The organism is Rhizobium sp. Leaf262 (assembly GCF_001422245.1).
In the GTDB taxonomy this organism is placed as follows: domain Bacteria; phylum Pseudomonadota; class Alphaproteobacteria; order Rhizobiales; family Rhizobiaceae; genus Agrobacterium.
In genome coordinates, this window is sequence record NZ_LMMM01000016.1 from 172568 (window position 1) to 186799 (window position 14232).

Here is a 14232-nt window from a genome sequence, read left to right on the forward strand (position 1 = left end):
ACTAACCAGTGACGCTTGTGTTCTTCATTCTACTGCATTCCATCTGTGCGATCATCGACTTTGCTGTGACGTGGGCTTTCGCCACCGCTGCGAATATTGACCTATTAGTTTCCAGATTGATTGGTGCATCCACTGCTTTTGTAGTGGTGGCCTACGCCATTCGGCGGCGGCGTAACTCCAGCCGCCTCAACAGCACCTTACCCCTCACTATCAGCGCAACCATATCCATCGTCAGCTACGCACTTTTCGCGCTGATGATGGTGCGAAATCCGCAATTGCAATGGCCAGTGGTTTTCGCGGCAACATCAGTTGCCGCGCTTGTGCTGGGTGGTTTTGGTTATGCGCGGGCTCTGAAGTCCCGGGATTAAACCGTTTCCCAGCCATCCTTTTCAGCAGCACGATAAATCGCATCGATAAAACGCTGGCTGTTCTTCGAGCTTTCCAGCGAAACGATTTCTGCCTCTTCACCGCTCGCGGCCTTGGCGAAAGCTTCGATCTCTCGACGGTACTGGCGGCTGTCCTGAAAGCGGAAGATTTGCGACTGGCCGTGGTTCTGGTTGGTCAGCTCCACCTCTTCGGCACCCCAGCGGTCGGCATTGAAGGGCGAGTTGACCTCGATGTAACCTTCAGTACCGTGCAGAACCATCAGTTGCCGGCCCGCAAGCTGGGTGGAGATATAGAAGCTCAGTTCGAAATCACCAAAATCCGCCTTCACGCTGGCATAGATATCGGTGCCGAATTCCGGGTCACGCTCGACAACGGCCTGAACGCGCGTCGGCTCCTTGCCGGTAGCAAAGCGGGTTGTGATGGTGGGGTAAACGCCGATATCCGGAAGCGCACCGCCACCGAGTTCGGGAATATTGCGCATATTGCCGGGATCACGGTTGAAATAGGTGAAAGAGCCCTGAACATGTTTCAGCGTGCCGATAGCACCGGAGGCGAGCAACTCGCGCACCTTCAGCCAGACCGGCGCATAGGTCACCATATAGGCTTCCGATATCAGCACCTTGTTACGGTCTCGTGCGGCAATCAGGCTATCGATTTCGTCGGCCTTGAGCGCGATCGGCTTTTCGCAGAGTACATGCTTGCCCGCATCGGCGGCCTTGATGGACCATTCCACATGCTGGGCTGTTGGCAGCGGAATATAGACGGCATCGATGACGTCGGACGCCAGCATCTCCTCGTAGGAGCCGAAGGCATGCGGCACGGAGAAACGGTCGGCCAGTTGCCGCGCCTTGCTCATATCCCGGCTGGCAATGGCGGTGACGACAGCGTTTTCCGCATCCTGAATGGCGGGTATGACGAGTTCCCGGCCGATTTTCGCCGTCGATAGAATTCCAAAACGCAACATGCTTGCCTCCACTGTAATGGGCCGCACCTTACCATGCTGCAACTGACAAGCAACCGTTCGAAACGCGTGGCCGACCCGACAAGCGTGACGGCTGAAAATGTCCTCTCTTCGGCGCTCTGCGTACTTTCGGCTTCCTACCAAATAGGAAAAACTGTAATCATCAAAAACTGGAGATACAGAAAATGTCCCATTCGAATACAGCGCTTCTGGTTATCGATGTGCAAGAATCCTTTCGGCACGCGCCTTACTTCGAGGAAAGCGGCCTGCCTGCCTATCTCGCCGCGCAGCAAAAGCTGATCGATGGCGCTGAAGCGGCGGGAATTCCCGTCATCCAGATTTTCCATGTCGATGGCGACCGGGCCTTTGCCGAGGAGAGCGGTTTCATCCGCGCACTGGACGGTATCCGCATCCAGCCTGCCGTGACCTTTCGCAAGAACCGGCATTCTGCCTTCATCGGCACCGGTCTCGATGTGTGGCTGACCCAGCACGGCATCAACCGGCTGATCATCTCCGGCATTCGCACCGAGCAGTGCTGCGAAACCACCACGAGGCAAGGGTCCGATCTGGGCTACACGGTCGATTTTGTAACCGAGGCAACGCTGACTTTTCCCATGACGCACGCATCCGGGAAGGTGTTCTCAGCGGAGGATATCGCGACACGCACGGAACTGGTTTTGTCTGGCCGCTTTGCACGCATCTTAACGGTGGACGAGGCGTTGCAGACACGCAAAGAGGCCGCATGATGACGACTGGCAGCACACCAACCAAGATCATCCCGGTTTTCGTGGTGCTGCCGCCGCAAACGCTGCTGCTGGATGTCGCGGGGCCGCTGGAGGTGCTGCGCTATGCCAACCAGCAGCAGAACGACATCCGGTTTGATTGCAAGTATATTGCAGCGACCGACATGCAGACGACAACGATAGGTCTTTCGCTGGCCGGGCTGGAAGCCTTGCCAGAGGCCCTACCCGACAACGCCATGGTGCTGATGTCCGGCGGCTCTCTGGTGGAAACGAAGCACGGCCGATCCGAACGGCGCATTCTCGCGGACTGGCTGCGCAAGACAGTGCGGGACGATACCACCATCGTGTCCATCTGCTCCGGCGCACTGATTGCCGCCGAGGCCGGTGTCTTCGATGGTCACCATTGCACCACCCATGCCGATTGCATGGGTGAATTGCGGCGGCTTGCGCCCTTGGCCCATGTGCTTGAGAACCGGCTGTTCGTGGAAGATGGCCGGTGCTTTTCCAGCGCTGGCATTTCCACCGGCATCGATCTTCTGCTGCATATCGTCTCGACGCTGACCAACCCGGTGATTGCCGCACGCATTGCACAGACCATGGTCATCTACATCAGGCGCACGGCGAATGACCCGCAAATCTCGCCCTGGCTTTCAGGCCGCAATCACATTCACCCTTCCGTCCACAAGGCACAGGACGCCATTGTGGCCGATCCCGCGGCCGAATGGTCGCTGGCACGGCTAGCGGGCACGGCGGCCTTGAGCGAGCGGCATCTTTCGCGGCTGTTTCGGGAGCATACCGGCGTCAGCGTGGTGGATTACATCAACCTGATGCGCGTCAATCTCGCCCGCGATATTCTGGCGCACTCCCGGCTGGATATGGAAGCGGTTGCCGAGCGCTCCGGCTTTGCTTCTGCCCGACATCTTCGCCGCGTGTGGCAGCAGCATCATAAAGAGCCGCCCAGTTTTTACCGAACCCTTTCCTCCTGAACGTCGTTTGCATCACGCAAGCCGTGGCCTGACATCAACGAAATTCAATGGTTATGGCTCCGTCCGCTTGCTACTGTTGCGACACATCAGAAAAAACAAAGGGAGTATCATCCGTGGAGAAACGCGCGCTTGGCCGAACCGGCCTTTCCATCGCCCCCATCGTCTTTGGCGGCAACGTCTTCGGTTGGACTGCGGATGAAAAGACGTCTTTCGATTTGCTGGACGCCTTCTTCGATGCAGGTTTCAACACCATCGACACGGCGGATGTCTATTCCGCATGGGTGGATGGCCATCAGGGTGGCGAGTCCGAAACCATAATCGGCAAATGGCTGAAACGCGGCAGCGTGGCCCGTGACAAGGCGATCATTGTTTCCAAGGTTGGCTATGACAAAGGCCTCAAGGCCGAGCGCATCGCGGAAGCAGTAGAGGCATCGCTGCGCCGGTTGCAGACCGATTACATTGACCTTTATCTCGCCCATAAGCCAGATGCCGGTACACCCATCGAGGAAACTCTGGGTGCCTTCACCAAACTGAAGGAACAAGGCAAGGTGCGCGCCATTGGCTGCTCCAACTATGATGCACCGGAGCTGCAAGAAGCGCTTGCTGTCTCCGCGAAAACGGGGCTGGCGCGCTTCGATGTCGTTCAGCCGGAATACAACCTCTACACCCGCGAGAGGTTCGAAGGCCCGCTTGCCGAGCTGACAACGAAGGAAGACATCGGCGTCATCAACTACTACAGCCTTGCCGCAGGCTTCCTGACCGGCAAATATCGCAGCAAGGCGGATACGGAGGGTGTTGCGCGCTCCTACCGGGTTGGCGATTACGTCAACACGCGCGGTCTGGCCATTCTGGGTGCCATGGACACGATTGCTGCCGAAACCGGGGCAAAGCTGGCCGATATCGCGCTCGCCTGGCTTCTGCGCAAAAAGGCCGTGACTGCACCCATCGCCAGCGCAACCAGCCTCTCACAGCTGGAAAGCTTCAAGCGCGCAACGGAGTTGAAACTGACGGACGAGATGGTGGCCCTTCTGGACAAGGCTGGCGCATAATGGATCTCAGCATTCGCGATGCCACCAGCAAGGATCAGGCGGAATGGCTTGGTCTGTGGAACGACTACCTCGCTTTTTACAATCTCGATCTGCCCGACGACGTGACCGACCATACGTGGGAGCGCATCATCGACCCCGCATCGCGCGTGTCTGCGCGTCTTGCGATGCTGGATGGAACGGTGGTTGGCTTTGCCATCCACCACTGCCATGACAGTACCTGGGTCAAGACGCCGGATTGTTATCTGGAAGACCTGTTCATTGATGCCAACATTCGCGGCAAGGGCATAGGCCGGGCGCTGATCGATGACCTGATATCGATCTGCAAGGACAAAGGCTGGTCACGCCTTTATTGGCATACCAATGAAGACAATGCTCAGGCCCGCAAACTCTATGACAGCTATGTCCAAAGCGACGGCCACATTCGCTATCGGATCAAGTTCTGACACGGAAGAAATCCACGAAAGCCCTCAGCGCCGGTCGCATCTGCCGGCGCGAGGGATAATAGATGTAAAAGCCATCGAAGGGTGCGCACCAGTCTTCCAGCACCTTCACCAGCCGTCCTTCTTTTACATCGCTCTCGATGCGCTGCTCGAACACGAAGGCCAGACCTGCGCCATCGATTGCCGCTGAGCGTATGAGGCTTTGATCGGAAAGGATCAGCGGGCCCTGCACATCGACCACCAGCGGCTTGCCATCCTTCTCCAGTTCCCAGCGGTAGATCAGCCCGCTTGAAAAGCGGCGGCGAATGCAGCGGTGCTGCATGAGATCGCGCGGATGCTGTGGTAACGGGTGCTTCTGGAAATATCCAGGTGAGCCGACGATCGCACCGCGCCATGCGGCGCTGGCGCGAACCGCAATCATATCCGCTTCCAGATTTTCACCCAGCCGCAAACCGGCATCGAACCCCTTGGCGACGATATCCTCGAAGCGGTCATCCGTGGAAATCTCGAGCGATATATCCGGGTAGCGCGCAAGAAACTCGCCCAGCCGTGGCACGACGATGTCTTCCGCCGCAAGACGCGGCATGGTGATGCGCAGCGGCCCGGCGAGGCGACCACCCTGTTCGGCCAGCGCGCCGATGACGGCATCGATATCGGCAAGCGCCGGAGCCAGCGTTTCCAGCAGCCGCCTGCCCTCTTCCGTGGGAGAAACGCTACGCGTGGTGCGGTGAAGCAGGCGCAGGCCGAGGCTGAGCTCCAGCGAGGATACGGCGTGGCTGACGGCAGAGGGCGCAATGCCCAGTTCCGCCGCCGCCTTGCGAAAGCTGCGTCCTTCGGCGACGGCGGCCAGAACGGCCAGTTGGGAGAGTTGAATACGGTTCATTGTTCCAAATGATAGAACAACCCGGCGCGAATAACAGCGATTATTTTTGCCGTCTTGCCGCGCTATCTTGACCCTATGCCCGTATTGACGGGCGGTTCCTTTATGGAAGGCAGACAGATGCAAAACAGAATTCTTGGAAACAATCTCTCCGTCTCAGCGCTCGGCCTCGGCTGCATGGGCATGAGCCACGCTTACAGCCCATCCGCAGACGAAAGTGCCTCCATCGCGACACTGCACCGCGCTGTCGAACTCGGCGTGACCTTCTTCGATACGGCAGAAGTCTACGGCCCCTTCACCAACGAAGTTCTTGTCGGCAAAGGCTTGAAGCCCCACCGCGACAAGGTCACCATCGCCACCAAATTCGGCTTCAAGATCGATGCCAGTAAGCCAGCCGGACAGATGATGGTGGGCACTGACAGCAGGCCGGAAAATGTCCGTGCCGTGGCCGATGCATCGCTTAAGCGTTTGGGCGTCGATGTCATCGATCTCTTCTACCAGCACCGCGTCGACCCCAACGTACCTATTGAAGACACGGTCGGTGACATGGCCGAACTGGTGCAGGCCGGCAAAATCCGCCATCTCGGCCTTTCAGAAGCCAATGCGGAGACGATCCGTAAGGCGCACGCCACCCACCCCATCACGGCACTTCAGAGCGAATATTCGCTGTGGACCCGCGATGTCGAAACGAATGGCGTGCTCGACACATGCCGCGAACTCGGCATCGGCTTCGTACCCTTCAGCCCGCTGGGCCGTGGTGTGCTGACCGGCGCCCTGAAGAAGCTTGACGGCCTCTCCGACACCGACTTCCGTCGCTCCCTGCCCCGTTTCCAGGCCGAGAACTTCGACGCCAATCTGGCGCTGATCACGCTTCTGGAAGAGATGGCCGCAGAAAAAGGCGTTGAGGCCGGACAACTGGCCTTGGCATGGGTACTGGCCCAGGGCGATTTCATCGTTCCCATTCCCGGCACCACGAAGATTGCCAATCTGGAGAAGAACGTGGCAGCGGCTGATGTTATGCTGAGTGCGGAGGAAGCGGCGAAACTGGGTGAGTTGCTGTCTCCGGCGAAGGTTGCCGGTGGGCGGTATCCGGAGCAGATGGCGGCGATGGCGAACCGCTGAATACAAAAGGCCGAGGAAGTTTTCCTCGGCCTTTCTACTTTCACATGATGCAGAACGCTTAAGCGCGCAGCACGCCACCCGTCGATTTCTCGACATTGCCGACGATCTTGGCCGTCAGGGCTTCGAAGTCCTCATCCGTCAGCGTCCTGTCGACCGGCTGGATCTGGACTTCGATGGCGATGGACTTCTTGTTTTCGCCGACGGATGCGCCTTCGAAGACGTCGAAGACATTGACGCCGGTAACGAGTTTGCGGTCGGCGCTGGTTGCGGCCTTGATGATGGAGCCGGCTTCGACGGAGCGGTCCACCACGAAGGCGAAGTCGCGCTTGACGGCCTGGAACGGTGACAGCTCCAGCGCAGGCTTGGTGCGGGTCGCCTTCTTCTTCGGCTCGGGCATGGCGTCGAGATAGATTTCAAAGCCTGCGTAAGCGCCGGAGACATCCAGTTCGGAGAGCGTCTTCGGGTGGAATTCACCGAAGTAACCCAAGATGACCTTCGGGCCCATCTTGATGGTGGCGGATCGGCCCGGGTGATACCAGTTCGGCGCGCCTGCTTCGATCTGCACATTGCTCATCGGCAGACCGCAGGCTTCGATGACGGCCAGCGCATCGGCCTTGGCATCATAGACATCCACCGGCTTGCCGCCGCCCTTGGCCGTGTTGGACCACATGCGACCGGAGCCAGCCAGCGATGCCGTGCCACGGCGAACGCCACCGGCCACGCGACGTTGTGCCTCCGGTGTGTCACCTTCGTAGGTGCCGGAGACTTCGAAAATCGCCACATCGCCGTGGCCCTTGTCGGCATTGCGCTGGGCTGCCGCCAGCAGGCCGGGCAGCAGCGACGGGCGCATGTCCGACATATCGGCAGCGATGGGGTTGGCGAGCTTCAGCGCAGGTGAACCACCACCGAAGAGCTTGGCCTGCGCTTCCGGGATGAACGACCATGTCACCGCTTCCAGCATGCCACGGCTGGCAAGCGAACGCTTGGCCGTGCGGGTGCGGATTTGCAGCGTGGTCAGGATACGGCCATTGACCCCGCCAAGGCTTTCCAGCGGCTCCGGCTTGATGTTATCGACGCCATGGATGCGCATGACCTCTTCAACCAGATCGGCCTTGCCATCAACATCAGGACGCCACGAGGGCGCCGAGACGCTGACGCGCTCGCCAGAACCTTCAATGCCGAAGCCGAGACCCTTGAGGATATCGAGCGTTTCCTGTGCGGACACATCCAGACCCGTCAGGCGCTTGACTTCCGACAGCGGGAAATCGATCCACTTGGGTTCGAAGCCTTTGTAACCCACGACCTTTGCTTCGGCTGCCATGCCGCCGCACAGCTCCAGAACCAGTTCGGTCGTGCGCTCCAGTCCCGGCACCATATATTGAGGATCGACGCCACGCTCGAAACGGTAACGAGCATCGGTGATGATGCCGAGCGAGCGGCCGGTCTTGGCGATGTTGATCGGGTCCCAGAGCGCGGATTCGATCAGCACGTCCACAGTGTTTTCATCGCAGCCGGAATGCTCGCCACCCATGACGCCGCCGATAGATTCGATACCGTTATCATCGGCAATGACGACATTGGTCGGGCCGAGCTTGTATTCGCGCTGATCGAGCGCGAGGATGGTTTCGCCGTCTTTCGCGCGACGAACGACGAGGTTGCCCTTGACCTTGGCCGCGTCGAAGACGTGCATGGGGCGACCCTGATCGAAGGTCATGTAGTTGGTGATATCCACCAGCGCGTTGATGGGGCGCAGGCCGATGGCCAACAGGCGCTGCTGCATCCATTTAGGGCTGGGGCCGTTCTTCACGCCGCGCACGAGGCGCAGGCCGAAACCGGGGCAGAGTGCGGCGTCGTCCAGATCGAGGCTTACGTCGACCGATGTCGCGCCTTCGACCTTGAAGGCCGGCGCTGGCTTTGTCTTCAGTGTGCCGAGACCAGAGGCGGCCAGATCGCGCGCGATGCCGTAGATCGAGGTGCAATCCGGACGGTTAGGCGTGAGGTTGATTTCGATCATGGGATCATCGAGACCGGCATAGGTCGCAAAGGACGTGCCCACCGGCGCATCCTGCGGCAGGTCGATGATGCCATCATGACTGTCGGACATGTTGAGCTCTTTTTCGGAGCACATCATGCCGTGGCTTTCCACACCGCGAATCTTGCCAACGGCCAGCGTCACATCGATGCCCGGAACGTAGTCGCCCGGACGCGCGAGAGCACCGACGAGACCGGCACGCGCATTGGGCGCTCCACACACGATCTGCACCGGCTTGCCGTCCCCCGCATCGACGGACAGCACCTTGAGGCGGTCCGCCTCCGGGTGCTTTTCAGCCGTCAATATCTTGGCAATGACGAAAGGCTTGTAAGCTGCCTTGTCATTCACGTCCTCGACTTCGAGACCGATGGCGGTCAGGCGTTCGCAAATCTGTTCGAGAGACGCATCAGTTTCCAGATGCTCTTTCAGCCAGGAGAGTGTGAATTTCATTGTTTATCTCCTTAACTGCTCAAGCCACCAAACAAGGTCGGCATGTCGAGCGGGCGGAAGCCGTAGTGGGTCATCCAGCGGACGTCGGCGTTGAAGAAATCGCGCAGGTCGGGCATGCCGTATTTCAGCATGGCGATGCGGTCGAGACCCATGCCCCAGGCGAAGCCCTGATATTCATCCGGATCGAGACCACCGGCGCGCAGCACATTAGGGTGGACCATGCCGCAGCCGAGGATTTCCATCCAGTCCTTGCCTTCGCCGAACTTGACGATGGGGCCGGAGCGGTCGCACTGGATATCCACCTCGAAAGACGGTTCCGTGAAGGGGAAGAAGGAGGGGCGGAAGCGCATGACGACGCTGTCGACTTCGAAGAAGGTTTTGCAGAATTCTTCCAGAACCCAGCGCAGATTGCCGACATTCGACGTCTTGTCGATGACGAGGCCTTCGACCTGATGGAACATCGGCGAATGCGTGGCATCCGAGTCCTGACGGTAGGTCTTGCCGGGAATGACGATGCGGATCGGCGGCTTTTGGGCTTCCATGGTGCGCACCTGCACCGGCGAGGTGTGAGTGCGCAGCACCTTGCGCTCACCATTCTCATCCGGCTGGAAAAAGAAAGTGTCGTGCATTTCGCGGGCCGGATGCCCCTCGGGAAAGTTTAGGGCCGTGAAGTTGTAATAGTCGGTTTCGATATCCGGGCCTTCGGCAATGGAGAAACCCATATCGGCGAAAATGGCGGTGATCTCGTCAACGATCTGGCTGATCGGATGGATACGGCCACGCTCGGCAGGGGACTGGCGCACCGGCAGGCTGATATCCAGCGTTTCCGCCTTCAGGCGCGCGGTAATGGCGGCGTCCTTGAGTTCGGCCTTGCGAGCGGTGATGAGATCCGTCACCTCATTCTTGAGCTGATTGATGGCTGCACCGCGCGTCTGGCGCTCCTCTGGTGTCATAGAGCCCAGTGTTTTCAGAAGCTCGGAGACCGAACCCTTTTTGCCCAGCGCAGACACGCGCACGGCTTCGATGGACGCTTCATCCCCAGTGGCGGCGATGTCCGACATCAATTGCGATTTCAAAGTATCCAGTTCGGTCATATTTTCCTGCCTCGCCGGGCTTTAGCCTGCGGCTTCGGTTTCAACGGCGTTCTTCAGATAGTCGGTCGCCTCGATAAAGCGTTGCAGATCACTACCCATCCGCACGCGCCCAATCAACCGGGCGAGCGGCAAAAAACGACTGAGAATACGCACCAAGCGCCGCAATTCGACAATCGTCGCATGTGGCGCGCGCGATGCCCATGCGGCATAGGCAGCATCGAGGGATGGCTTTCCTTTGATGGCCCTCTGCGACAGGGGCAAAAACAGTAGCCACAGATCACGCGCCTGCGCGGTTTCAAGCGGCATGACGGCTTGCGGCGTCTCTTCGAAATCCATAAAACCAAGCCGCCCGTCAAGCATATAGAAGTCGCGCACGTGCGGACGCCCGTGACACAGACCGGCGGCATGCAGATCGCCAAGCCCGGCCGCCACACCGATGAGCAACGCGTCGTGCGCTTCCACGTCAGTCTTTTCTAAACGATCCAGTTGCTGAGCGATGGTCAGTCCGACATCTTCAAGGACAACTGCGGTTGGCGATGCATAGATGATTTGCGGCACCGGGAAACCGCGCGCTTCAAACAGCCGCATCGTATCGACCTCCCGGCGCATCATACCGATAGGGTCTAGCATCGGGGATGGCCGCATGAAGGAATAGGGCAGAAGCTTCGCTAGAAAGGACTGTGCTTTCGGACCCCAGGACGGCTTTTCTGTGCCTTGCCGCTTGATCCAGACCGAGCCGGTGGACAGATTGATTTTCTGAATGCGGCGCTCGCTGTTGAGCAGAGCGTGCATCACCGCAGTCACGTCTTCGTCCTCGAGATGCACCTCGAAGCCTTGCGCTATTTCATCTGCATTGGCTGCCAGCATGATCGCCATACCTTTGCGGATCGTCGCACCCGCCCCTTTTGTTCCGCACGGCGGAAAGCGACAATAACAAAACCCGCACCGGTAGCCCGGCGCGGGTTTCAAAATGAACAACAGTTTGTCCGCGCCGTAATTACTTTACAGCAGCTTCAAATTCGTTGGTCGTGCCTGCGTCCTTGAGATACTCAAGAGCCTTCTTTGCTGTGTCGACGAGAACGCCGAACGCTGCTGGCTCATGGATAGCCATGTCGGACAAAACCTTGCGGTCGACTTCGATGCCAGCCTTGTTCAGGCCGTCGATGAAGCGGCCATAGGTCAGGCCGAATTCGCGAACAGCAGCGTTGATACGCTGAATCCACAGAGCGCGAAAGTTGCGCTTGTTGACCTTACGGTCGCGGTAAGCGTACTGCTTGGAACGGTCCACAGCAGCCTTGGCTGCGCGGATGGTGTTCTTGCGACGGCCGTAGAAGCCCTTGGCTGCCTTGAGTGTCTTGGTGTGCTTGGCGCGGGAAGTTACGCCACGTTTTACGCGTGCCATGTCATGATCTCCTTAAAATGTCCAAATGTGCGGAAAAGTCTTAGAGACCGTTCGGCAGGTAGTTCTTGACGACTTTCTTGCCGTCAGCTTCGGCCAGAACCATGGTTCCGCGCGCGTCGCGAATGAACTTGTTGGAACGCTTGATCATGCCGTGGCGCTTACCAGCGGCGGCTGCGAGAACCTTGCCGGTGCCTGTGATCTTGAACCGCTTTTTTGCGGCGGACTTCGTCTTCATCTTGGGCATTTTGCTACTCCATTATTTTGTATCGAAAGGCAGGCAGACGAGGCCTGCTTTCAAGCTATTCTAGAACGGCCACGGCATGCCCTGCCGGACCGTTCGGACGCGCTCCTATAACCGCAGTTATGAAAAAGAGCAACGGGGAATGATAAATTCCCCTGCGACGGGACGTAAACGCCTGCGATTCAGACGTTTCAGACTTATTTTGGCGCCAGAACCATCATCATCTGACGGCCTTCCAACTTCGGTTCGGCTTCAACCTTGGCAATCGCCAGAGTGTCTTCCTTGACCTGAAGAAGAAGCTTCATGCCGAGTTCCTGGTGGGCCATTTCGCGGCCACGGAACTTCAGTGTTACCTTTACCTTGTCGCCTTCGTCGAAGAAACGGTTCATCGCCTTCATCTTCACCTCGTAGTCGTGGGTGTCGATGTTGGGACGCATCTTGATTTCTTTGACTTCGACGATCTTCTGCTTCTTACGCGCTTCGGCCGCTTTTTTCTGGGTCGAATACTTCAGCTTGCCGAGATCGAGAATCTTACAGACCGGCGGTTCCGCGTTCGGCGAAATCTCAACGAGATCGAGACCGGCGTCTTCCGCCATCTTCAAGGCCTGGTCCGTCGGCATCACGCCGAGGTTCTGGCCCTCTTCATCAATAAGCTGAATTTTGGGAATTCGAATTTCCCTGTTGGAGCGCGGGCCCTCTTTGACGGGGGCATCGGCTTTGAACGGTCTGCGAATGGTCGTATTCTCCTGATCTGTTTCGGGATCGCGTCGGCAAAAACCAGCTTGTCGGTGCAAATGGCGGAAATGTCGTGAATGCCGCCGCGAAGTCAATAGCACAGCCCGTCAAAAAAATCACCTCCTGTCGTGCTTTTTCTGAATTTGCACTACATGGACAGCAAACATGAGGAGAATCACATCGCCATGACTGAGCAAAGCATCGAGTATATCGTGGTCGGCACAGATGATGATGCGCGCAAGATCGCCATTCTTTCCCGCGACGCGAGCAGCAGCGACGATGCCCCGGTGCTGGTGTGGCTCGGCGGCTACCGCTCCGACATGACCGGCACAAAGGCCGTGGAACTCGATCGCTTCGCTGCAGAGAACGGGCTGGGATGCATCCGCCTCGATTATTCCGGCCATGGTGCATCGGGTGGCGACTTCAACAGGGGCACGATCTCGCGCTGGCTTGAAGAGACGCTTGCGGTTCTGCGTCACAAGACAGCACGGCGCATCATCCTCATCGGCTCATCGATGGGGGGATGGATCGCCCTCAGAGCAATCGAGGAACTTCGCAGGAGCAAGGAGGGGCCGCATGTCGCGGGTCTGCTTCTCATAGCGCCCGCCCCGGATTTCACGGCAGACCTCATCGAACCCAATCTGTCAGAGATGGAAAAGGCCTCGCTGATAGAGCGCGGCTATTTCGAAGAGCCATCAGAGTATAGCAGCGAGCCCAATATCTTCACCCGAGCGCTGATCGAGGACGGTCGCGACAATCTCGTCTTGAAAGGGATCATCGAAACAGGGTGCCCGGTGCATATTCTACAGGGTATGCAAGACGACGACGTTCCTTATAACCATGCGCTCAAGCTGCTCAATCACCTGCCTGCCGACGATGTCGTGCTCAGTCTCGTGCGCGATGGAGACCACAGACTGTCTCGTCCACAGGACATAGAACGCATGCTGGCAGCGGCCAGAAGCCTTGTGTCGTCGGGAAAAACGCAACGATCTTAACCATATTATTCATCTTGCATTCATGACGCCGAGTTCCGATTGACTTGCACCCCCTTCCTCTCTTAACTTTTCATTAAGATTTTAAGGGACGGGTTTCATGAAGAACGCACCGTGGGCGCGTGCTCTGCTTGTAGCACTTGCGACCGGAATACTTTCTGCGGCCTCTGCGCAGGCGGAAAACAAGGGCAGCCTGTCCATGGTCACCGGAGGCATAACGTCCCAACCCATCGGTCACTACGAATTTTGCCAGAAATACGTGTCCGAGTGCGACATTCGCAGCAAGCTGACCCCGCCGCCGCGCGTGACGGAATATGGCTGGCAGGTCGTTCGCGACGTCAACAAGGAGGTCAACTCCACCATCGTCGCAATGACCGATCTGGAAGTTTACGGCAAGGACGAAGTCTGGGAATATCCCAAGACCGCTGGCGACTGCGAGGATTTCGTGCTGCTGAAGCGCCGCAAGCTCATGGAGCGCGGTTTCGCCGTGTCCGATCTCTTGATCACTGTTGTTCGCAAGCCGGATGGCGAAGGCCACGCGGTGCTGACGCTGCGCACCAACGAGGGTGATTTCATCCTCGACAACCTGTCGGATGACGTGAAGCTCTGGACCGATACGAACTACACCTATCTCAAGCGTCAGGCGTCGTTCAATACGGGTCGCTGGGTCTCCATCGAAGACGGTCGCGACGTTCTGGTCGGCGCGCTGAAATAGGTT

At 58.3% G+C, this 14232-nt stretch carries 16 protein-coding genes; 8 read left to right on the forward strand and 8 right to left on the reverse strand.

Annotation, left to right across the window (positions count from 1 at the left end):
* Positions 1–8 precede the first annotated feature (8 nt).
* On the forward strand, positions 9–368 hold the full coding sequence (locus ASF29_RS14990; RefSeq protein ID WP_062451463.1) for a hypothetical protein: 360 nt from the start codon (positions 9–11) through the stop codon (positions 366–368).
* On the opposite strand, the gene ASF29_RS14995 is transcribed toward ASF29_RS14990, so the two are convergent.
* Complete coding sequence (locus tag ASF29_RS14995) at positions 365–1351, reverse strand: Gfo/Idh/MocA family oxidoreductase (protein WP_062451464.1); 987 nt, start codon at positions 1349–1351, stop codon at positions 365–367. The genes ASF29_RS14990 and ASF29_RS14995 overlap by 4 nt on opposite strands.
* 182 nt (positions 1352–1533) lie before the next feature.
* On the opposite strand from ASF29_RS14995, the gene ASF29_RS15000 reads away from it, so the two are divergent.
* The 4 genes from ASF29_RS15000 (at position 1534) to ASF29_RS15015 (ending at position 4569) form a co-directional block, all read left to right on the forward strand.
* Positions 1534–2094, forward strand: a complete 561-nt coding sequence (locus tag ASF29_RS15000) for an isochorismatase family protein (protein WP_062451465.1) — start codon at positions 1534–1536, stop codon at positions 2092–2094.
* Positions 2094–3077: a helix-turn-helix domain-containing protein gene (locus tag ASF29_RS15005; RefSeq protein ID WP_062451684.1), complete on the forward strand. Its 984-nt coding sequence runs from the start codon at positions 2094–2096 to the stop codon at positions 3075–3077. The genes ASF29_RS15000 and ASF29_RS15005 overlap by 1 nt, the downstream gene beginning before the upstream one ends.
* 113 nt (positions 3078–3190) lie before the next feature.
* Positions 3191–4126 (forward strand): aldo/keto reductase, encoded by a 936-nt coding sequence (locus ASF29_RS15010; RefSeq protein WP_062451466.1) that lies wholly within the window; start codon positions 3191–3193, stop codon positions 4124–4126.
* A complete protein-coding gene (locus ASF29_RS15015) occupies positions 4126–4569 on the forward strand; it encodes a GNAT family N-acetyltransferase (protein ID WP_062451467.1) in 444 nt (147 codons plus the stop codon). The genes ASF29_RS15010 and ASF29_RS15015 overlap by 1 nt, the downstream gene beginning before the upstream one ends.
* On the opposite strand, the gene ASF29_RS15020 is transcribed toward ASF29_RS15015, so the two are convergent.
* Entirely contained in the window at positions 4559–5449 is an 891-nt protein-coding gene (locus ASF29_RS15020) for a LysR family transcriptional regulator (RefSeq protein ID WP_062451468.1), read from the reverse strand. The two genes, ASF29_RS15015 and ASF29_RS15020, sit on opposite strands and share 11 nt — an antisense overlap.
* A 117-nt stretch (positions 5450–5566) precedes the next feature.
* On the opposite strand from ASF29_RS15020, the gene ASF29_RS15025 reads away from it, so the two are divergent.
* Positions 5567–6568, forward strand: coding sequence for an aldo/keto reductase (locus ASF29_RS15025; protein WP_062451469.1), 1002 nt, complete (start codon positions 5567–5569; stop codon positions 6566–6568).
* A 58-nt stretch (positions 6569–6626) separates the two neighbouring features.
* Here ASF29_RS15025 and pheT read toward each other — a convergent pair whose 3' ends face one another.
* From pheT to infC, 6 genes are all read right to left on the reverse strand, one after another.
* Positions 6627–9050, reverse strand: a complete 2424-nt coding sequence (gene pheT, locus ASF29_RS15030; protein WP_062451470.1) for a phenylalanine--tRNA ligase subunit beta — start codon at positions 9048–9050, stop codon at positions 6627–6629.
* Between the two features lie 11 nt (positions 9051–9061).
* Positions 9062–10144: a phenylalanine--tRNA ligase subunit alpha gene (pheS, locus tag ASF29_RS15035; RefSeq protein WP_062451471.1), complete on the reverse strand. Its 1083-nt coding sequence runs from the start codon at positions 10142–10144 to the stop codon at positions 9062–9064.
* A 21-nt stretch (positions 10145–10165) separates the two neighbouring features.
* On the reverse strand, positions 10166–11011 hold the full coding sequence (locus tag ASF29_RS15040) for a lipopolysaccharide kinase InaA family protein (RefSeq protein ID WP_244473569.1): 846 nt from the start codon (positions 11009–11011) through the stop codon (positions 10166–10168).
* A 130-nt stretch (positions 11012–11141) separates the two neighbouring features.
* Complete coding sequence (rplT, locus tag ASF29_RS15045) at positions 11142–11546, reverse strand: 50S ribosomal protein L20 (protein ID WP_062451472.1); 405 nt, start codon at positions 11544–11546, stop codon at positions 11142–11144.
* A gap of 40 nt (positions 11547–11586) precedes the next feature.
* Entirely contained in the window at positions 11587–11790 is a 204-nt protein-coding gene (gene rpmI / locus ASF29_RS15050) for a 50S ribosomal protein L35 (RefSeq protein WP_027674722.1), read from the reverse strand.
* A gap of 194 nt (positions 11791–11984) precedes the next feature.
* On the reverse strand, positions 11985–12521 hold the full coding sequence (gene infC / locus ASF29_RS15055; protein WP_062587745.1) for a translation initiation factor IF-3: 537 nt from the start codon (positions 12519–12521) through the stop codon (positions 11985–11987).
* Positions 12522–12707: 186 nt separating this feature from the next.
* On the opposite strand from infC, the gene ASF29_RS15060 reads away from it, so the two are divergent.
* Together ASF29_RS15060 and ASF29_RS15065 are read left to right on the forward strand one after the other, a co-directional pair.
* A complete protein-coding gene (locus ASF29_RS15060; protein ID WP_062451685.1) occupies positions 12708–13517 on the forward strand; it encodes an alpha/beta hydrolase in 810 nt (269 codons plus the stop codon).
* Positions 13518–13614: 97 nt separating this feature from the next.
* The gene (locus tag ASF29_RS15065) at positions 13615–14229 is read left to right on the forward strand and encodes a transglutaminase-like cysteine peptidase (RefSeq protein ID WP_062451474.1); all 615 of its coding nucleotides are present in this window, start codon (positions 13615–13617) and stop codon (positions 14227–14229) included.
* The last annotated feature ends 3 nt before the right edge of the window (positions 14230–14232 follow it).